Origin of the sequence: Gordonia sp. (in: high G+C Gram-positive bacteria), assembly GCF_049647785.1 — a bacterium.
In the GTDB taxonomy this organism is placed as follows: domain Bacteria; phylum Actinomycetota; class Actinomycetes; order Mycobacteriales; family Mycobacteriaceae; genus Gordonia.
On the sequence record NZ_JBARYI010000099.1, the window covers coordinates 1 to 20,114 of the forward strand.

Annotated in this window: 12 protein-coding genes; 5 read left to right on the forward strand and 7 right to left on the reverse strand. The window is 65.1% G+C overall.

The features are described 5' to 3' along the window. Window positions 1–79: 79 nt before the first annotated feature. Both WBA38_RS17965 and WBA38_RS17970 read right to left on the reverse strand, forming a co-directional pair. The gene (locus WBA38_RS17965; protein WP_424296220.1) at window positions 80–757 is read right to left on the reverse strand and encodes a potassium channel family protein; all 678 of its coding nucleotides are present in this window, start codon (window positions 755–757) and stop codon (window positions 80–82) included. A gap of 10 nt (window positions 758–767) precedes the next feature. After that, entirely contained in the window at window positions 768–2,156 is a 1,389-nt protein-coding gene (locus WBA38_RS17970; protein ID WP_424323251.1) for a TrkH family potassium uptake protein, read from the reverse strand. A gap of 31 nt (window positions 2,157–2,187) precedes the next feature. Between WBA38_RS17970 and WBA38_RS17975 the strand changes: the two genes are divergently transcribed. Continuing rightward, complete coding sequence (locus WBA38_RS17975; RefSeq protein WP_424296224.1) at window positions 2,188–3,036, forward strand: LLM class flavin-dependent oxidoreductase; 849 nt, start codon at window positions 2,188–2,190, stop codon at window positions 3,034–3,036. A gap of 14 nt (window positions 3,037–3,050) precedes the next feature. On the opposite strand, the gene WBA38_RS17980 is transcribed toward WBA38_RS17975, so the two are convergent. Further along, a complete protein-coding gene (locus tag WBA38_RS17980) occupies window positions 3,051–4,928 on the reverse strand; it encodes an alkyl/aryl-sulfatase (protein ID WP_424296226.1) in 1,878 nt (625 codons plus the stop codon). Between the two features lie 141 nt (window positions 4,929–5,069). Between WBA38_RS17980 and WBA38_RS17985 the strand changes: the two genes are divergently transcribed. The 4 genes from WBA38_RS17985 to WBA38_RS18000 all read left to right on the forward strand — a co-directional run bounded on the left by WBA38_RS17985 (window position 5,070) and on the right by WBA38_RS18000 (window position 9,002). Next, window positions 5,070–5,660 (forward strand): DUF4203 domain-containing protein, encoded by a 591-nt coding sequence (locus WBA38_RS17985; protein WP_424296228.1) that lies wholly within the window; start codon window positions 5,070–5,072, stop codon window positions 5,658–5,660. Window positions 5,661–5,711: 51 nt separating this feature from the next. Beyond that, window positions 5,712–6,632 carry a TIGR03564 family F420-dependent LLM class oxidoreductase gene (locus WBA38_RS17990; RefSeq protein WP_424296230.1) on the forward strand — a complete coding sequence of 307 codons (921 nt, stop codon included), beginning with the start codon at window positions 5,712–5,714 and terminating at the stop codon, window positions 6,630–6,632. Window positions 6,633–6,693: 61 nt separating this feature from the next. Continuing rightward, window positions 6,694–7,659 carry an ABC transporter substrate-binding protein gene (locus WBA38_RS17995; protein ID WP_424323252.1) on the forward strand — a complete coding sequence of 322 codons (966 nt, stop codon included), beginning with the start codon at window positions 6,694–6,696 and terminating at the stop codon, window positions 7,657–7,659. Between the two features lie 104 nt (window positions 7,660–7,763). Further along, the gene (locus WBA38_RS18000) at window positions 7,764–9,002 is read left to right on the forward strand and encodes a SagB family peptide dehydrogenase (protein WP_424323253.1); all 1,239 of its coding nucleotides are present in this window, start codon (window positions 7,764–7,766) and stop codon (window positions 9,000–9,002) included. A 185-nt stretch (window positions 9,003–9,187) separates the two neighbouring features. Here the strand turns inward: WBA38_RS18000 and WBA38_RS18005 are convergent, their stop codons facing one another. The 4 genes from WBA38_RS18005 to WBA38_RS18020 all read right to left on the reverse strand — a co-directional run bounded on the left by WBA38_RS18005 (window position 9,188) and on the right by WBA38_RS18020 (window position 20,043). After that, window positions 9,188–9,802 carry a hypothetical protein gene (locus WBA38_RS18005; RefSeq protein ID WP_424323254.1) on the reverse strand — a complete coding sequence of 205 codons (615 nt, stop codon included), beginning with the start codon at window positions 9,800–9,802 and terminating at the stop codon, window positions 9,188–9,190. 151 nt (window positions 9,803–9,953) lie between these two features. Next, on the reverse strand, window positions 9,954–10,295 hold the full coding sequence (locus tag WBA38_RS18010; RefSeq protein WP_424323255.1) for a DUF1801 domain-containing protein: 342 nt from the start codon (window positions 10,293–10,295) through the stop codon (window positions 9,954–9,956). Between the two features lie 38 nt (window positions 10,296–10,333). Then, on the reverse strand, window positions 10,334–14,818 hold the full coding sequence (locus WBA38_RS18015; RefSeq protein WP_424323256.1) for an amino acid adenylation domain-containing protein: 4,485 nt from the start codon (window positions 14,816–14,818) through the stop codon (window positions 10,334–10,336). Continuing rightward, window positions 14,815–20,043 carry an amino acid adenylation domain-containing protein gene (locus WBA38_RS18020; protein WP_424323257.1) on the reverse strand — a complete coding sequence of 1,743 codons (5,229 nt, stop codon included), beginning with the start codon at window positions 20,041–20,043 and terminating at the stop codon, window positions 14,815–14,817. The genes WBA38_RS18015 and WBA38_RS18020 overlap by 4 nt, the downstream gene beginning before the upstream one ends. Between the last annotated feature and the right edge of the window lie 71 nt (window positions 20,044–20,114).

The window sequence follows — 20,114 nt, forward strand, 5'->3', positions numbered from 1 at the left end:
ATTCCCGCACTATGTCGGACATAGTGCGGGAATCGACGCATCATGCGAGAACGGGAGGAGCGGAGCGACGAACCCGGGGTTAGGCGCGGGCGGCGAAGCGGGCGAGGGCGCGACGACGGCCCGCGACGATCAGGGTGTCGCTCGCGCGAATCACGTGATCAAGGCCGACGAAAGTGAACTCGTCGTCGCCGTGTTTCGCGGCAACAATCGTGACCTCGTGATCGGTGCGCACATTGCTATCCCGAAGGTTGACGCCAACGAGGTTCTGCGGCGCAGGGACCTTGGCCATCGCGAAGTGCTCGTCGAACTCCACATAGTCGAGCATGTGGCGGTCCATCACCAAGTGCGCGACGCGCTCACCCATCTCGTGTTCGGGAAGCACCACATGGTGGGCGCCAAGCCGCTCCAAGATCCGCGCATGCTGTCGAGACGTGGCCTTGACCCACACGTCGGTGCACCCGGCGTCGAGCAGAGCCGACGTTGTCAGGACACTGGCCTCCAGATAGGTGCCAATTCCGACGACGACGTGATCGAAGGTTTCCACACTGAGTTGCGCCAACGCACGCGCATCTGTGGAGTCAACCACCGCCGCGCTCGACAAATCGTCGGCATAGCGCTGGACAAGCGCAGGGTCGGAATCCATACCCAACACCTCGACGCCTTGCTTCACCAACTCGGCCGCCAAGGAAGCCCCAAACCGCCCCAGTCCAATCACAGCAACCCGCTGTTCGTCGCGGCGTGCGCCTTTTCTTGTCAACCGACTTCTCCTAACCAACGATCGGCCGCTCTTCTGGTCGTTCAAAACGTCGGACGCGCTCGCGCAGTGCCAGCGCTGACGCCAGCGTAATTGGCCCTAATCGACCAAGAAGCATCAATGCCACCAACAACAGTTGCCCCGATGCCGGGATGCTGGCAGTAATGCCCGTCGACAGTCCGACCGTCGCGAACGCGGAGACCGTTTCAACGAGGATCTGGTCGAGGCTAAAAGGCGTGAGGGCCTGCAGCAGCAAGGTCACCGACATGACGGCTCCGACGCCAAGCAGTGCGACGGTGACCGCCTGCCGTTGCACGTCGGGGGCAATCCGCCGCTTCATCGCGTGCACGCTGGGTTCACCGCGAATCTCGCTGAGAATCACGTAGCCGAGGATCGCGAAAGTCGTGACCTTGATGCCACCGGCGGTGCCGCCGCTGCCGCCACCGATAAACATGAGGATGTCGGTCACCAAGAGCGATCCCGGCGTCATGGCGCCAACGTCAATACTGTTGAAGCCTGCGGTCCTGGGTGAGAGTCCGGCGAACATTCCGCCGAGCAGTTTGTCCGAGATCGACAGCGGACCAAGGGTTCCCGCGTTGTTCCACTCCGACGCCGTGAGCACCACAATCCCGATGACGGCGAGGGCCGCGTACACGATGAGCGTCATCCGGACGTGCAGCGAAAACCACGGTCTGGTGGGTGCGGCGGAGGTCCGATCGGTCATCCTCAGTCGGGCACGACGCCAGGCCCGACGAAGTTCGTAGAGGACGGGGAAACCGAGACCGCCGATCACTAATCCGGCAGCGAGCGGCACGATAATCCACGGGTCACCGACGAAACCCATCACGTTGTCGCTGAAGAGCGCGAAACCGGCATTGTTGAACGCCGAAACGGCATGGAACACCCCGAGATACGCCGCACGACCGGGGCTGTCAGAGTAGCCAACCCAGAATCGGATCGCGAGCACCACGGCAATCACTGCCTCCACGACGAGGCTCGTGCCGATCACCCGCAAGATGACTTTGCGGCCGTCACCGAACTCGACGGACTTTGTTTCGACCTGCGCTGCCATCTGCATCCGCAACCCAACCTTGCGTACCACCAGCAAGCCGAGCAGGGTCGCCAGCGTCATTACGCCGAGACCGCCGATCTGAATCAGTAGCAGGATCACCACTTCGCCGAACGTTGACCAGTGTGTTGCCGTGTCGACCACGGTCAAGCCGGTCACGCAGGTCGCCGAGGTAGCGGTGAAAAGTGCCGCCACGAATTCGGTTCGGGTGCCGTCGGCCGAGGCGACCGGCAACGACAGCAGCACCGTCCCGACCAGGATGACGACGATGAATCCCATCGCGATGAGCCGTGGCGGTCGTAGCGCCGGACGGCGGCCTCTGGCTCGCAACATTCCTAGACACTACGACAGCTATTGTCGCTACATGCGATTCGGCGTTTGTCTTCTTCCCGACATGTCTTGGCCGACCGCGCGCCCCCTGTGGCAACGTGCGGAGGAGATGGGGTTCCACCACGCCTGGACCTACGACCACCTCGTGTGGGGCGGCCTCCCTAACTCGCGGTGGTTCTCGTGTATTCCGACGTTGACGGCGGCAGCATGTGCGACGTCGACGATCGCCCTTGGCACCTACGTGATTTCGCCGAACTTCCGGTCGCCGGTCGCGTTCTCGCGGGAGGTCCAGACGCTCGTCGACATTTCCAATGGCCGGCTGATTCTGGGGTTGGGGGTGGGCGGCAGTCCCGACGACCGGATTCTCGGTAGCCCGCAATTGTCTGCCGGGCAGCGCGTCGACCGGTTCCAGGAATTCACCACGTTGCTCGACCTCACGCTGCGTGCGGATCACGTCGACGCCGACGGCCCCTTTTTCGCCGCGAACGACATGCGCTTGGTCGGCGGCGAGGTCCGCTCACGCGTCCCATTTGTGTTGGCGGGCAACGGCCCTCGCTCTGTGCGGTTTGCCGCACGCCACGGCGACGGGTGGCTCACCATGGGCCCGCAAACCGATTCGCTCGACGAGTGGTTCGACGTGATCGGACGCAATCATGCGCTGCTGGCGGCGACTGCGGAGTCCGCTGGTCGCCCAATCCCGGACTCGTATCTGAACTTGAACTCCTCGCCCGTCAACCCGCTCGAGTCAGTCGGCCGGTACGACGACATGTGCGGCCGCGCTGAACAATTGGGCTTCACCGATGCGATCGTGCACTGGCCGCGCGACACCGAACCGTATCGGGGCGACGTCACCGTCTTGGATCAGATCGCCGAACGCCGGTGAGTACTCACTGATTCTCACGGCACGACGATGTTGAACGCCGGGTCGCCAGCCACAACCAAGCCCATGAGACGCGGCAACGTGGCGGTATCACCGGCCACGTCGATTCCCGGTGAGGTCGCATCGCCTGCCAGCCTCGCGAGCAGCCTCGCCTTGGTGGTGGTGACGGTGGCGTCAGCCGGTCCGTCCTTTTCAATCCGCACCCGATGCACCAGCACACCGTTGCGCAAGACCAGGCGATAAGTCTCGTCCAGTTCGGTGAACACCACGTCGATCGCGAGTCGTTCATCCCAGGCGCGGGGCCCGTCGATCGAGATGGCGATTGAGTCGAAGATCTGTGCGGGCGTCAACTGGGCCATCACCTCGGGGGAACTGGTAGCCGTCGGAGTTCCGAAGTTTCGGCCCCGCAGTTCCGTCGCGCCCGACAGGAAGAAGTTGCGCCAGGTGCCGTTCTCAATGCCGTACGCCATCTGGTCTAGCGCGTTCGCGTAGAGAGCTCGAGCAGCCTCGTGGTTGGCGTCGACAAAGACCGCGTGGTCGAGCAGCGTTGCCGCCCAACGATAGTCCCCGTCGTCGTACGCTTGCTGCGCCAAGTCGACGACGCGATCGAGTCCGCCCATCGCCGCCACGTAGCGCGTCGCCTCGTTCGCTGGCGTATGCGGCCACAGTCGGGCCGGGTTGCCGTCGAACCAACCCATGTACCGCTGGTAGATGGCCTTCACGTTGTGGCTGACCGAGCCGTAGTAGCCGCGGACGTACCAAGCATTCTCAAGTTCGGGCGGCAGTTGAATCTGCTCGGCGATCTCCGTCCCCGTGTAGCCAGCGTTGATCATCCGCACTGTCTGATCGTGCAGGTAGGCGTACATGTCCCGCTGCACGTTGAGGAACTCGGTGATGTTGTCACCTCCCCATGTGGGCCAATGGTGCGGGGAAAAGATGACGTCGGTGCGGTCGGCAAAAGTGTCGATGGCCTCGGTCAAGTAGCCAGCCCACGCGTGCGGGTCGCGGACCACTGCGCCGCGCAGGGTCAGCAGATTGTGCAGGGTGTGGCAGGCGTTCTCGGCGATGCAGAGTGCTTTGTATCGGGGGAAGTAGATGTGCATTTCGGCCGGAGCCTCGGTGCCCGGGGCCATCTGGAATTCCATCTCCACGCCGTCGACGGTCAGCGTCTGGCCGGTGGTGGTGATGTCGATGGTCGGAGGGATGAGCCCCGCCACGCCGAGTGAAGGAGATTGGCCGAGGCCGGCACCTACGTGCCCGGTCTCACCTGGCTCGAGGGCGGCACCGTACATGTAGCCAGCGCGCCGGGCCATTGCCGTTCCGGCATAAACGTTTTCGGCAATGGCGTGCTCCAGAAAGCCCTCCGGCGCAATGACCGGGACATCTCCCGCATCCACGGCGGCCTGATCCACCACACCGAGCACGCCACCGAAATGGTCGACGTGGCAGTGCGTGTAGATGACGGCCTTCACCGGACGGTCGCCGCGGTGCTCGCGGTACAGGTTCAACGCCGCTGCTGCCGGTTCACGCGTGGTGAGCGTGTCGAGAATGATGACGCCCTGGTCCCCCTCAATGAAGGTCATATTTGACAGGTCCAGACCGCGTACCTGGTACAGACCCGGAACTACCTCATACAGGCCCTGCATCGATGCCAGCCGCGATTGACGCCACAGGCTTGGATGAACGGTCTCCGGCGCGGCCTCCTTGTCGAGGAACGCGTAGGCGTCGATATTCCAAACAACTTTGCCGTCGGCGTTGCGCACCACGCCAGGTTCCAGCTTCGCAATCAGCCCGCGCGCGGCATCGTCGAAGTCCCGAGTGTCGTCGAACGGCATCGACTCGAGCGCACTCCGATGAGCAGCCTGGACGTATTCGCTTGCCTCAGGTTGGTTCATGTCTCACTCCTCTGGCCTGTGACAGTGTTACAGGGGACTTTTCACTATCTCCCCTTCACGGCAAACGTTTTTCGAACAATTCACGGACGCTTTTGGTAACCCGACTAGGCTGAGCAACAACCAATTCCGAAAGGCCGGACCATGTTTGACGCAAACGGGCTCGTGATTCTCGCCGTCGGCGCGTTCCTCTGTTTTTACGGGGTGCGGTCGGTGAATCTTGGCGTCATCGCCGCCGGCTTCGGGCTCGGGTGGATGATCACCAGCCTGTTCAATGCGAGCGCACTAACCATGTTGTTGTTCGGCCTCGTCGGTGCCGTCGTTTCGTGGGTGGTGTGCTCGCTGATTTTCCGGTCGGCGGCATTCGTCGTTGGCGGCCTAACCGGTGCCGTCGCGGGCGCTCGCCTCGCCGACCTGGTGCAACCCGGCCAAAGTTCGTGGGCGGCCAGTGCCATCATCATCGTCGCCATTGCCGTGGCCACCGCGTTTATCGCCGACAAGTACCGGGCCCGCGCCCTGCTGTGGCTCACCTCCATCGGCGGCGCCAGCATGATGTTGGTCGGCATCGGGCGGACGTTCGAAGCTCTCAACTGGATCGACAACCCCGATTCGACGCCAGCCACCATTACCTCCAACGCGATCTGGGTGGCTCTAGCCGTAGCCGGATGGATTCTGCAGCGACGCCTGTTTGCCGATCGTCTCGGCATCAAGCCACGCGAGCGCGCAGCGGCCTAGTATCAGAAACTGCGGGGATCAACCGCCAGCCTCAAGCACAGGAGCATTCCCATGCAGATCAGTGTCGTCTGGACCATCAACGCCCGCACCGCCTCCGTCGATCGAGCCATCGAAAATCTGGCGGAGATCGCCGAAGAAGGCTTCACCCGCGTGTGGTGCACACAGATGCCGAATGAGCCCGACGCCCTGACCATGCTGACCGTGGCAGGTTGGGAGGTGCCGGAGATCGAGTTCGGCACCAGCGTTCTCCCCATGCAGGTGCAGCACCCAATGCTGTTGGCCCAGCGCGCGTTAACCACCAACGCAGTGATCGGCCCGCGCCTGCATCTGGGGTTGGGCCTCAGTCACCAGGTGGTCACCGAGGGCATGTGGGGCGTCTCGTACAAAAAGCCCATCCAGCGCACCAACGAATACCTCGACGGCCTGCTCCCCCTACTGCGGGGCGAAAAGGTCAACAGCGGCGGTGACCTCATCACCACTCGCGGATCACTCACCATGGACGATATCGATGTCCCACCCGTCTATCTGGCAGCGCTCGGGCCAAAAATGCTGGGGATCGCAGGCAGCCGGACGTCGGGCACTGTCACCTGGATGACCGGCCCAAAGACGTTGCGCGACCACATTGTTCCGACGTTGCGGGCGGCGGCGGTCGGTGCTGGGCGCGCCGAGTCCGACGTTCGGACCGTCGCCATGCTGCCGGTTTCCGTGACCGACAACGTCGACGGTGCCCGCGCCGCCGCGGGCGAGCAATTCGCGATGTACGACAACTTGCCGTCGTACAAGGCGATGCTCGACCGCGAAGGCTTCACCGGTCCCGCCGACGCCGCCATCATCGGCGACGAGGCGACGGTGGCCGAGCAGATTCGTCAGCTTGGCGAGTTCGGTGTGGACGAGTTTGTCGGCATCCTCTTCGACCGCGACGCCGAGGTCCGCGCCCGCACGCGCGCACTGCTGCGCACCCTACATCCCTAACCAAGCCTCCCCTTACCTTGGTTAGGTAAGGCTACGTTATGCTTCACGGATGAAGTTGCCGATGAAGTCTCTGCTATCCCTTCTCGCCGGGCTGATGGTCGTAGTGTTTGCCGCTACCGCGTGCAGTCCGCCCGCCGAGGAAGAAGCCTCCGGCGGACCGATCCAGGTCAACACCGCGAACGGGCCGGTGACCATCGATGGAACACCAAAACGGATCGTCACCTTGGGTGCACAATGGATCGACACCGCCCTCGCGTTCGGCGTGAAGCCCGTCGCCTACCTCGACAACATTGCGATCCTCACCGGCAAGCCATCACCGTGGGTCGACAATCAACTCGACGGTTCGACGGCCCTCGACCCCGAGAACTTGGTCGCCGAAATCGCCAAGGCCGACCCGGACCTCATCTTGGCAGAGGGCTACATGCCGACGTCACAGCCGGAGAATTTCGAAAAGATCCGCAAGATCGCCCCGACCATCCCCGGCGTCACCGGCAAGCAAGTAGATCCGTGGCAAGACCTCGTCACTTTGATGGGCACCCTGGTGCGCCAACCCGAGAAGGCCACTGAGATCACCGACGGCGTGAACGCCAAGATCGCCAAGGTCAAGAAGGATCTCCCGGGACTCAAGGGCAAGACCTACGCGATGGCCTACCTGTACTCGTCCGACCAGATTCAGGTGATGGCCGATCCCAACGATGGTGCCGCCTACCTGTTCAACGAACTCGGCATGAAGGTGGCGCCGAAACTGCTCGCGCAGTTTGAGAAGACGAAGAACCCGCGGTTCCCGATCTCCACCGAGAACGTTCCGATGCTCGAGAGCAACCTCCTCATCGTCACCGCAACCACGCCCGCACTCTCGAAAGCGCTACCCAAACTGCCTGGCTACAGCGACTTGTCGGCGGTCAAGAGTGGTGCGGTCGCGCAACTGTCCGTCGCCGACATCAGCGGACTCAATCAACCGTCCGCGCTGGCGATTCCGTACTTGCTCGACGAGTTGGCACCGCAATTCGAGAGGGCGGCAAAATAATCCGCACCCGCTACTCGTGGACGCCGGGGGCCAACGCCATTCTGGGTGCCCCCGGCCACGCGACCATCCTCCCCGGCAAGCAGCAACTGACCGGCCTGGTACCGATGCAGGGCGGACTCCTGAAGGCACTCAACGCCGGGCCGGTTACGGTGGACGCTTCCGCACCCCCACCTGCGACTGAACTGCTTTCCCGATTGCTAACCTCCGGCGCCTTGCAACTGACGGTGATGCGCGACGACGTCGAACTGTATTCGTTGCGTCCCTTCCGGGCCGCGTCGTCACCTCAACCCGACGCCGGTCCCGGCACCGGCGTGCTGTCCCGGTTCACGATCCTGCGCCGCGATGGCGATGACTTCGTCGCCGAGAATCCGCTCTCTTGGTGCGATGTGGTGGTGCACGATCCGCGGGTCGCCGCCGCCATCTCCGGGCATGAGGCCAGCGCAGACTTTGCCTCCCACCTGTGGTCGGACCTGTTGTGGACCGGTCACGCGGTGGCCGACGCCCGTAGCGAATCCGACGAGTTCACCACGGCCTCATGGAGTCCGCACGAGCTGTGGTTCCATCGCCGGAGCACCGTTGGTGATCGCGGCACCAGCTGGGCGCACTTCGGCCCAACACGGTGGGCCGACGGTAAGTTCCCACCCATCCCGGCGGTACCCGAACTGTTCCCCGCCGCGGCGGTCGAACTGCCTTCTCCCGATCTTGACCGCCTCTCATTGTCGGATGTCCCGCTGAGCCAGGTAATGGAGTCGCGGGTGTCGACGCGTCATTTCGACGACGCCTCGCCGATCACCGCCACCGAACTGGGCGAGCTTCTCTACCGTTGCGCGCGCACGCGCGAAGTCCGGACCATTGAAAAGCCCGGGACCGCCCTCACCGAACTGCCCTCGCGTCCCTACCCTTCGGGCGGCTCGATCTATGAGCTCGAGGTGTATCCGGTGATCCGGAATGCCGACGGCATCCCGGCGGGGATGTACCACTACGACTCCATCGAGCATGCCTTGCGGTTGGTGGCCGATCGCGATGATCCCGCCGTACAACGACTCTTGGCCCCCGCCGCCCTGACGTTGGCCGACGGCGAACTGCCGCAAGTGATGCTGGTTCTCGCGGCCCGCGTCGGACGGATTATGTGGGCGTACGAGCAGATGCCGTTCGCCGTTATTTTGAAGCATGTCGGCGTACTCACCCAGTCGCTGTACCTGACCGCGACGGCAATGGGCCTCGGAGGTGTGGCACAGGGCTACGGCGACACCGCCGCCTTCGCCGCCGCCACCGGCCGGAACGAACTCACCGAATGCAATGTCGGAACGTTTGTGGTGGGTCGTCCGCGCCCTACCGCGTAAACACGTAAGTGTCGTTCACGAACCCGCTGGCAGAGCCGGAGAATGCGACGCCGGAAGCTGTTCGGCTCCCCAGCACCTGGTGCAGGAGCGTTCCCTTTTCGACGGTGAGCACACCGGTACCGGCCGCTGGCGTACCAATTCGCAGGTTCGAGTTGGTGGTGACGACATACTTACCGTCGGAGTTCTTAGCCCACAGCTGGTAGACGACACCGGGATTCGGGACATCGACCCCCGGGCGGCAGCAAGAACGGCGAGGTCTCGGCGCGCACCGCTGTGGGCGCGAGGTTGCCACTTGCTGACGCGCGCATCACGCGCGGTACCGCAGACGACTTACCCCGGTCGAGGCTGATGTCGGTCAGTTCGGTCGGGTATCCGGCGCCAGCTTTCAGCTCCGACAGCACGCGGCTGGTGTCGAGTTGCGACAGCATGAAGATGTTCTCGGTGACGATGTTCGGCAGTTGCCGCGACTGCGCCTTGCGCGGCGGCACAATCGACAACGCAGCCTCCGACAACTTGAATCGTCCGATGTTGCGGCCGTTGACCTTTGCCCCCGCGCATTGCGATGTCTCCACCAGCAGCGTCGGGCTGTCGGTTAGTCGGAATCCGCTGGGCAGGACCGCCTGCGCGCGAGCCTTCTGCGCTGGCGTCAGGGTAATCGTGAGCCCAAGATTCTCGCAGTGGTGCGAGGCGACGGTCGCGATCTTCTTCGCGGCTGGCGCGGCCTCGGCCACCGCCGCGCCGCTCGTCGAGATTGCTACGGCGGCAATAGCAGCGCCGATCGCCATGGTTGTGCGTCGCACTGCGTCCCCTGACCGATTGAAGATGTTTAACCGAGTTGGCCTGGCGAGATCGTATCCCGGGCGGGGTGCGGCGCTGCCACGGGGTTGACCGCCAACGTTGTCGACATCATGCCCGGAAAATCAGCTAAATGTAGGCAACGTTGTGGGCCGGCTACCCCTGGTTCAGGGCAACTGCGGCCTCGATCAGCGACGTGAACGCATCCGCGTCGAGGCGATCGTTTTCCTCGGTGTCGATAGCGCGGCGCACGCCCTTACCGCCGGTGTCGATGAACAGGCCTTGCGGGTCGGGCAGGGCCCCGCCCTTCGCGAACGTGACCTTGACCTTCGCCTTGTAGGTCTCGACCGTGCAGATCAGGCCGTCGAGTGAAAACGTCGGAACCCCATCGGGATTCGACGCCTTCTTCCACTTCGCTTCTTCGACGACGCCGGGCGCGGCCTGGTTGATCAGCGACCGGATTTCGTCGACGCGCGCCACGCGCCAATCAGTGCTCATGGGGTCATGCTAGTCGTCTGCCACCATCTTGTTCTGGCCTAGCGACGGCCGAGGGCCGAGACCGCCCGGGACCACAATTGCGACAGGCACGCGATGTCGGCTGGCGACAAGACCGTGGAGCAGTAGCGCCAGTTCGTGACCAACTGGGGGCCAGCCGGCGTTGCCCGCACCACCGCGACAATGTCGAGGGCGTAACGAAGGGGGAGGTCCGGTTCCGGATCGGTCGGCAGAAATTCGTTGAGTTCCAAATCCACCACCGGCCGCCACGGCTCGGGATCGTCGTTGGCGACACCGAGGTCAAAACGGCCGAGGTAGTTGAACTCGATCTGCGGTTCGATCCCGGCAACCAGGTCCGGGTCGTGCACGCCATAGCGGAGGAGCCCGTAGTCGAGACCCCGGTTGGGAATCGAATCCAGCTCCGCCGCAACCACTTCCAAAAGCTGGCGACCGGAGTCGGGTTCGGCCTCCAAGTGGTCCACTGTCACCGCTTTACCGGCGGCCAGTCGGACGGGGAAGACCGTGGTGAACCAGCCGAGTGTGCGCGAAGTATCAATCCCCGCTCCGACGGTCGCGTCCTCGCGACCATGCCCTTCAAGCGCGATCAACGCCCCAGCGGTCGCATCCTGACCGCGCTCAGCCCGCCACGACGCCAAGGTCGCGGCCACCGCCGTCAGCAAAAACTCCCGCATCCCCACCCGCTGGTCGATACCCGCCAGAATCTGCGCCGTCACGTCTACAGCGGTCAACACCGGAGCCGACCGCAACGACGCCCACGTGTCCCGGCCGATCGCGGTGACCCGCTCCCCAACTACCGGATCCTCGGCGGCAACCTGACTGCGCCAGTAGTCCCGTTGCGAACGGGCAGCGTCGGAGTCGACGCGGGCCAGCAGCGCGGTACTCCACGCCCGGTAGTCGGTGAACTCCGGCTGAATCTGCCATGCCGCACCACTCGCGATCGCGGCACCCGCCTCGGCGAAATCACCGAACAGGATCTGCCAGCTCACCGCATCAACGGCCAAGTGATGGACCGCGAACAACAGCAGGTCCTGCTCGTCACTCACGATTCGGACTGCGGCCAGCATGTTGCCGCGATCAGGGTCGACGGCGTCGTTGGCCTCCCGCGCGGCGACGGCCACCAGATCTCCAAGCGACTTATCGTGCTCCGGGCCAACGGCCCAGAAACGGCTTGCCGCGTCGACCACGCCAGGTTCCCGCGTCACCAGGACGCCGCCCTCGCGCGTCGACCGCAGCATGTCGTGACCGTCGATCACCGCCTGCAGCACCGAAACAACCTCGGTGTCGGCGACACCCGCCGGAAGGCGGAACAAAACTGTTTGGGTGAAGCGTCGCCAGTGGCCGCCCTCGTACATCCACTCCACCACCGGCAGCGCCGGGACGTCCCCGTACTCGCGGTCGGCGACGGCCCGGGCCAGCGTCTCACCTCGTCGTACGGCGGCAGCGAGGTCCCGAATGTTGGGAAACGCCATCACGTCTCGGGCCGCGATCTGGTCGCCTCCGGTCCGCAACGCGGTCACCAAGGCCATTGCGACAATGCTGTCCATCCCGAGATCAAAGAAGTCATCGTCGAGCGCGGGCCGGCTACCGAGCACCCCGGTAACCGCGGCGGCGACGCGTTCCTCCACGTCGTCGAACACCTCATCAGCAGTCCCGCCGCCAGCTAGCGCGGCCTTGGCCGACGCCGCGAGGACCCCGCTGTCGAGTTTGCCGTTCGCGTTAACCGGGAACATCTCGAGCACGACAACCCGCGTCGGAATCATGTGCGACGGCAGGCGCAGCGCCAACGCACCGCGCACCTCGCCCGCGTCGAGCCCGGAGCCCGCGACAAACCCCACGAGCGCTGCTCCGATCGGCCGGTCGACGACGATCACCGCCGCGTCACGGACACCGGACACGTGACGCAAGGCCGCCTCAACCTCGCCGACCTCAATCCGGTAGCCCCGAATCTTCACCTGGGCATCGCCACGTCCCACGAAGACAATGTCGCCAGCAGCGTTGCGGCGCACCAGATCTCCCGTCCGATACAGGCGGGCGCCGGGCACTTCGGGATCGGCCACAAACGTTGCCGCCGTGTGTCCGGGTCGGCCAATGTATCCGCGCGTCACCTGGCTGCCGGTCAGGTACAACTCCCCGATCACGCCGTCGGCGACGGGCCGCAACCGCGAGTCGAGGACACGCGCCGTCATGCGGTCGGTGGGCCCGGCGATCGTCGGGACGGGCGACGACGACACGCGCGCCACCATCGCTTCGACCGTCGTCTCCGTGGGTCCGTAGCAGTTGAAGACGGCCGTCCGCGGCAGGCTACCGAGCCGCTCCCACAGGGCGGGACCGATCGCTTCACCACCCAGGGCGAGGACGGTCAGCGTGGGATGTCCCGGTTCTCCGGACACGAGGCCTGCCGCATCGAGTTGACCAAACATCGACGGCGTGGTGTCGATCATGTCGATATCTCGGTCGCCAAGAGCGGCGACGAGCCGTGCCGCATCACGCGTTTCGGCTTCGGAGAAGAGATGAACTTCGTGGCCGTCGAGCAGCGCGGCAAGCGGCTGCCACGAGGCGTCGAAGGAGAAGGTCCACGCATGCGCCACCCGCAACGGCCGTTTCAGTTGCTCGCGGCCAACGTTGAGTACCCGGTCGCGGTGATCGCGCGCGTAGCTGGCGAGTGCGCCCTGAGTGCCGACGACTCCCTTCGGTTCGCCGGTGGAGCCGGAGGTGAATATCACGTAGGCGGCATCGGTCGGGGAAACCTGCGGCGGCGCGAAGGCATCCGATTGGCGCACAGTCCAATCGGTCAACACTGTGCGATCGTCGAAGGCCTCGTGCGGCCGGTCGGCCAGCACGACCGTCACGCCCGATTGGTCGAGGAGGTTGCGGATGCGGGTCTCGGGTTGGGCCACGTCGATCGGCACGTATGCCGCACCGGCAAGCATGGTCGCGAGAATGCCTGCGACGCTGCGCCCCGAGCGGACGGGCGCGAGCCCGACGACCGAACCGCGCCCCACCCCGGCGGCACGCAGATCCGTCGCGATGCTGGCCGCCCACTTGTGCAGGTCGCGGTACGTCCAGCGGCCGTCATCGGCGACCAGGGCAATCGCCTCGGGAGTGGCCCGCACTTGCTCGACAAACAGTCCGACCGCCGTCGTCCCAGCGGGGAGCGACGGACCACCGGCGGTTTTCGCCACCCACTCCTTCTCGTGTTCCAGCAGGACATCGAGGGTGGCTACCGGTTGGTCGGCAGCCGCAGGCAGCTGCTGCAGCACGGAGATGATCCGGTCGATGACCTGGCCGGGATCAATCGGGCCGAGGGCATCGTCGACCGACTCGGTCATGATCACCAGTTCGCCGTCAAGTTCGTAGGCAACCACCGTCAGCGGGTAGTGCGACAGCGATTCCATCGCCAGCGGCAAGAAGCGGGTGCCGTCGGCGGCGGTGACGGCGTCGGTGGCCGACCCGATGGGGGCGTTCTCGTAGACAAAGAGCGTGTCGAAGAGGTTGGCCGTTCCCGCTGCCCTGGCGATGTCGGCGAGCCCGAGGAAACCGCGATCGCGCATCTGCGCCGAGGTTCGCTGCGCAGCGACGCACGCCTCGAGAATCGTTGCCCGCGTTCCCAAGTCGATGCGGACCGGCACCGTGTTGATGAACAATCCCACCATGTCGGACGCGCCGGGCAGGCTCTGCGGTCGCCCAGAAATCGTGGTGCCGAAGACGACGTCGTCGCGGTCGCTGAGGTGCCCCAGCACCACCGACCACGCGAACTGGGTGACGGTGGCGGGCGTGAGTCCGTGCTTGCGTGCCCACCCCAGGATGCGGGCCGTCGCGTCGGCATCGACAGTGCGCCGCCGCCGCTGCGGTTCGGTGGCGGGGGTCCCGGGCGCGCCGATCAGGAGCGGCGGGCAATCACGCAGGTAGGTGGCCCACGCCTCAAGGGTGGTCGCGGAGTCCTGCTGCGCTAACCAGGCGATGTAGTTGCGGTAGGGCTTCACCGGCGGCATTGCGGCCGCGCTCCCGCCCGCACCGTAGATGGCGAGGAGTTCGCGGAAGAATAGCGCGACGGCCCACCCGTCCATCAGGATGTGGTGGGCGGTGACGATGAGCCGGTACCGATCAGTGGTCCCGTCTGGCCGAAGTAGGCCCGCCAGCACCACCCGCATCGCCGGCCCCTGGCGAAGGTCGAAGGGGCGGGTGCGTTCGGTGCGCGCGAGGTCGTCGAATGCTGTGGCGTCGATGGCGACTTCGCGCCATGGCACCACCACTTCCGTCGGCACAATCTGGACCGGATGCGGAACCCCTTGATCCCACAGGCTGACCCGCAGATTGGGATGCCGAGCCAAGATGGCCGCAACACTGGCCCGCAGGGTCTCCGCGTTGAGCGGCCCACTGATCTCGACCACAAACTGCATCGAGTAGACGTCGAGCCCGTCGCCCGCCATCTCCGACAGCGAGAACAATCCGGCTTGCAGCGGCGAGAGGGCGAGGACGTCGTCGATCCCGGTTGGTGCGGTCATTTCTGGGTCCCCCATGCTGAGCCGAGCGCCGACAGCATGTCGGCGGACAGTCCCGATGCCGACATTGGTGCCGCCTCCACCATTGGTTCCGGTTCTTCGACGACGGCCGCCGTCTGGGCGGCGTCGATGGCTTCGGCGAGTTCGGCAATGGAGTAGTAGTCGAAGATCTGTTGCGGGTCGAGCGCGATGCCCGATGCCGCGGCGCGCGCCGACCACTGGATCGAGATCACGCTGTCGCCACCGACCGCGAAGAAGTTGTCATCGCGTCCAATTCCCTTGACCGACAACAGTTCTTCGAGCATCGCGACCAGTGCGCGTTCGGTGGCGGTCTGCGTCCCACCGCCCGCGGTGTAAACCTCTGCGGCCGGCGTCGAGGCGGGAGCGGTGGCGTAATTGTCGATGACCACCGACCCCGGCGACAATGCGCGCAATGTCTCGGGCAAGGCAACGGCAGCGCCGGGCCCGTCGACGATCCAGGTCGCGACCGACGCGCAATGGGTCAGGCCCGCGTGCGGCAGGCCCGCCAAAGTCGACGGTCGGGCCTGGACCCGACGAGGCGAGCCCGCGGCGATCAGTTCGGCCAACGCGGCGGGGTCCTCAGCGTGGACGGACCGGTCGAGGGTCGCCGCAAGCGAGGGCCCAGCGATGTCGGCGAGGGGACGCTGCGGGTCGTCGGCGAGCGCCGTGCACAGCGACACAAATCGCTCGGCAATTCCGTGGGCGGTGTCCTCGTCGTACAGGTCGGCGCTGGCGACCAGGCGACCGGTCAGCGAACCGGAATCGGTGGTCGAGACGATGAGATTGAGGTCGAGATACGAGGTGTCCATCTCCATCGGGAGCAAGCGCATGCGGGTGCCGTCGACCAGCGGGATCGGCGCATCGCCTGCCCCGTCGCGGAAGTGAATCATGGTTTGGAACAGTGGATTTCGGGCTCGCGTGCGCCGGGGATTGAGGGCTTCGACGAGTCGCTCGATCGGCACGTCCTGATGGGCGAAGCCGTCGAGGACCGCGTCACGCGAGCGATGCAGCACCTCGCTCAGCGTCGGTGTGCCGGACAGATCGTTACGGAGCACCACCATGTTGGCGAGTAGTCCGACGATGCCTTCGGTTTCCGGCGTGCGCCCGGCCGCGGGAGTGCCGACTGCAATGTCGGGTCCAGCACCGAGCGAAGCGAGGGTGGCCGCCCAAAGTCCGTTGACTGCCATGAAATCGCTAACGCCGCTGGCGGCAAACACCGTCTTGAGAGTCCGATAACAAGCAGCCGGAACCGTGAAATCGACGAGGTGCCCGCGCTGGCTCAAGCCGTCCGGACGCGGGCGGTCGGCGGCCACCAGGATCTCGTCGGGCAGACCGTCCAGACGTTCGCGCCAGAAGTCGACCTGTTTGCGGCCAAATCGGGCGGCTTCACCGTCGGCCTCGAGACCAAACACCCGATGTTGCCACGCGACGACGTCGCTGTACTCGGCGCCCGAGGGTGGAGGCGGTGGCACCTGCCCTCGCAAGCGGAAGCGATAGGCGTCCGCCAGGTCGCCGAGGATCAACTGCGTGCTCGCGTGGTCGACCACCATGTGATGAATGGCCAAAACCAAGCGCACACCGTCGATCAGGGTGGCGCGGAGGAGTGGCGCCGACGCCAAATCGAATGCCGCCGTTGCTGATTCGTCAGTGCCATCAACGTCGAGAGGCACCTCAACCTGATCGGCGACGACGGCCGTCGGCAACCCGTCGACCTCCGCAAACGAGGTCCGCAGCGACGCATGCCTTGCCACCACGTCGCCGAGCGCCGACTGCAGGGCGTCGTGGTCGACGGGTCCATCAATTGCCAAGGTCAGCACGATGTTGTCGGCCGCGCTGCCGCCACTGAACCGGTGGTTGAACCACATCGCCAACTGCGAGAACGACAGCTGGGACCGCACCGACGGCTCACCGACCACCAGCGGTGGTCGTGCCGCGGTGGGCTCGCTGGCCCAGTCGGTACTCGCCCAATCGTCGCTCGCCCAATCGTCGTTCGCCCAATCATCCTGCGCACCATCGGCATCGAGGTCGACGCCCAGTTCGGCGCGAGCGCGTTCCACCAGGAGCGCGGCGAGGCCGGAGACAGTCGGATTCTCGAACGGATCGCGCACATCCACGTCCAGACCGAACTCCGACGACAGCGCCGTCACCAGGCGGGCCGCCAGCAGCGAATGGCCGCCGAGGTCGAAGAAGGAGTCGTGTGCACCAACCGCGCGATCGGCAAACAGTTCCGAGAACACCGCTGCCACACGGCGCTGCGTGCGCGTTTCCGGTTCCACAAACACCGCGTGCGTCAGGTCCGGGATGGGCAGCGCGTCGCGATCGAGCTTGCCGTGCACCGTGATTGGCACGTCGTCGATCACCACCACTGCATCCGGAACCATATGCGAGGGGACGCTTTTCGCGACAAGGTCACGCAGCGACTCGGGACTGCACACCGCGCCATCAGCGGCAATCACGTACGCGAGGAGACGATCGTCGACGACGGTCACCAACGCCCGCTGAACCACGTCATCGGCGGCGGCGAGGATTGCTTCAATCTCCCCCGGTTCGATGCGGAAACCGCGGACCTTCAGTTGATCGTCGGATCGGCCAACAAAGTGCAGTTCACCGACTTCATCACGACGTGCGAGATCGCCGGTGCGGTACAAACGCTCGCCCGCCCCGCAATCTTCCCGCCCAAACGGATTGGCAATAAACCGGCTGGCCGTGAGGCCGCTGCGGCGCAGGTAGCCGCGCGCCAACTGCCGCCCACCGAGATAGAGTTCGCCGACCATTCCGACCGGCACCGGCTGCAATCCCGCATCTAACAGGTGCGCGGTAACACCCGGGTTTGGCCGACCGATCGGCACCACTGCCCCACCGCGCGGTCCGTCGATTCGATGATGCGTTGCGGCCACCACCCCTTCGGTGGGCCCGTAGTTGTTGCTGAGGTTGGCGGTGAACGCCGTGGTGAAGGCATCGGCGACCTCACCGGGCAGTGCCTCGCCGCCAACCGGGACGGTGCGCAGCGTGGTCCACTGCTTAACTTCCGGAATCAACAACAGCGTCGACAACATGCTCGGCACCATGTGCATCACCGTTACCTGCTCACGAACCAGCAGCTCAGCGAGATACGGGATATCCGTGAGGGCCCCACGCTTACCGATCACTAGCGTCGCGCCCGCTGTCAGCGTCGCGAAAATCTCGAAGATCGAAGCATCGAAGCTGACCGACGAAGTCTGGAGCAAACGGTCATCGGGACCAACGATCCGCGCGCCGTCGAAGGCCCGTAAATGCTCGGCGATCGCGCGGTGCTCCACCGCCACACCCTTGGGAGTGCCCGTGGAACCCGAGGTGTAAATCAGGTAGGCAAGCGACGACGGTCGTGCCCGACCCGGGATCGCGAAACCATCGGTGGGTGCCGCACGGAGGCGCGCGACGTCGGCGGCATCGAGGGTCACCGCGGGGCGCGCATCCTCAAGTAGAAACTTGACGCGGTCGGCCGGATAGTCCGGATCCACCGGAACATACGCGGCACCCGCCTTTCCGACGGCCAATGCCGCGACCACAAAGTCGGCACTCGCCGCCATACGGAGTGCGACGACCGGGTCGCTTGTGCCATCGGCTTCCGCAATCGCCTCGGCGAGATGGCAGCTCAGATGATCTGCCGCAGCATCAAGTTCAGCGTAGGTGAGCGTGCGATCGTCGGTCACGATCGCCGGATGGTCGGGTCGGACGGCCGCGACGGCCTCAAACATTCCAACCAGGGTGTCCGGAACGTCGTCCATCGCAGGCCCCGTCGCAGTTGACAGAACGGCGTCGCGGGTGGCCGCATCGAGCAGTCGTGCATCACGGATCGGGGCGTCAGGCCGAGCCACCGCATTAGCCAGGAAGGTCGAATAGGCCGACAAGATGGCATGCGCATGTGCGTCGCCAAATCGGCTGGCCTGGTACTGAAGTTCAAGCACCGGCCGCGCCCCCAAGACGACCGCGAACTCCAGTGGCAGCTGCGCCTTCGGCGCGTGAAACTCGTCGAGGTGCGCTATCGCCACCCCTTCCAGGTCCAGACCCGCGAGGTCGTGCCGCAGGGAGAGACTCGTCGACACCAGCCCCGCCAAGCCGGCGCGGCGGTCGTCGGAGACTTCGGCAACCACCAGGTCGATCGGCGTACGGCACGCGTTAAGAGCCGCCGCCAGCGAATCACTAGCTGCGCCAACGAGTTCGGTGAAAGTTGACGACGCCGAGATAGGCCCGCGCAATAGGACCGTGTTGCCGAAATAGCCGATGAGATCGTCGGCACCGGCCGGTCGCACGGTAGTGGGGACAGCGAGCGCGGCGTCGCTCATCACGCCACCCCCGTAGGCACGATGCAGAAAGGCTCTGGTGGCCGCAATGAATACGGCGAACGGCGTGGTGTTGAGCGACCGTGCGAGGTCGGTGACGGCGGCTTCCAGCGACGCATCGAGCGGGAGGTGGACGCGTCCACTGCCTGCTTCCAAGCGAGCGGGCGGCAAGTCGAGCATCTCGGGTGCGGGCCGCAGGATGCTGTGCCAATACGCCAGATCCGCCGCCATCTGCTGCTCGGAAGGATCCGGGATGTCGGCATACGCCCGACGTGGCACGTCGACCGCTTCGCCACGGTAGGCGCGGGCCAGATCGCGGAACAGGACTGCCCAACTGTCGTCGTCCCACGCGATGTGGTGAACGGTCAAAAGGAGGACGTAACGGTCGGAGGCGAGGGTCGCGAGGGTGACTCGCAGCGGCGCCTCCTCGGCGAGCCGGAAAGGCGTCCGGGCTTCCCGCGCGGCAAGCACTTGCACTCGTCGTTGCGCCGCGGTGTCGCTGAGGTCGGAGAGATCGATTTGGGTCCAGGCAATTTCGTCGCCGATGCGATGCTCCATCACTGGCTCGCCCGCATCGTCGGCGAGATATCGCGCGCGCAGTGGCTCGTGTTGCGCCACTACGCTGCGGAAAGCCGTCCGGAACCTGGTCTCGTCGAGCACCCCGTGGAGACCGAACGCCACCGAAACGTTGAGCGAGGTGTCGGCGGCGTCGCGGTGACCGACGAACCACAGGCGGCGCGCCGCAAGTGGCAGGTTGGTGCGATCGCGGTGGGCCCGCGGCGGATCGTCGTTTGCCGATGCGTCGTCTGACTGATGCGCCAGCCCGCTGGCCTCCAACCGCTTGCGAAGGAGCTCTCGTCGCCGTCCAGCCAGATCAACCGTCATTCATCTATCTTAGCGTAGCCTTACCTAACCCCCGCACCCGGACCCTTCTCGCATGATGCGTCGATTCCCGC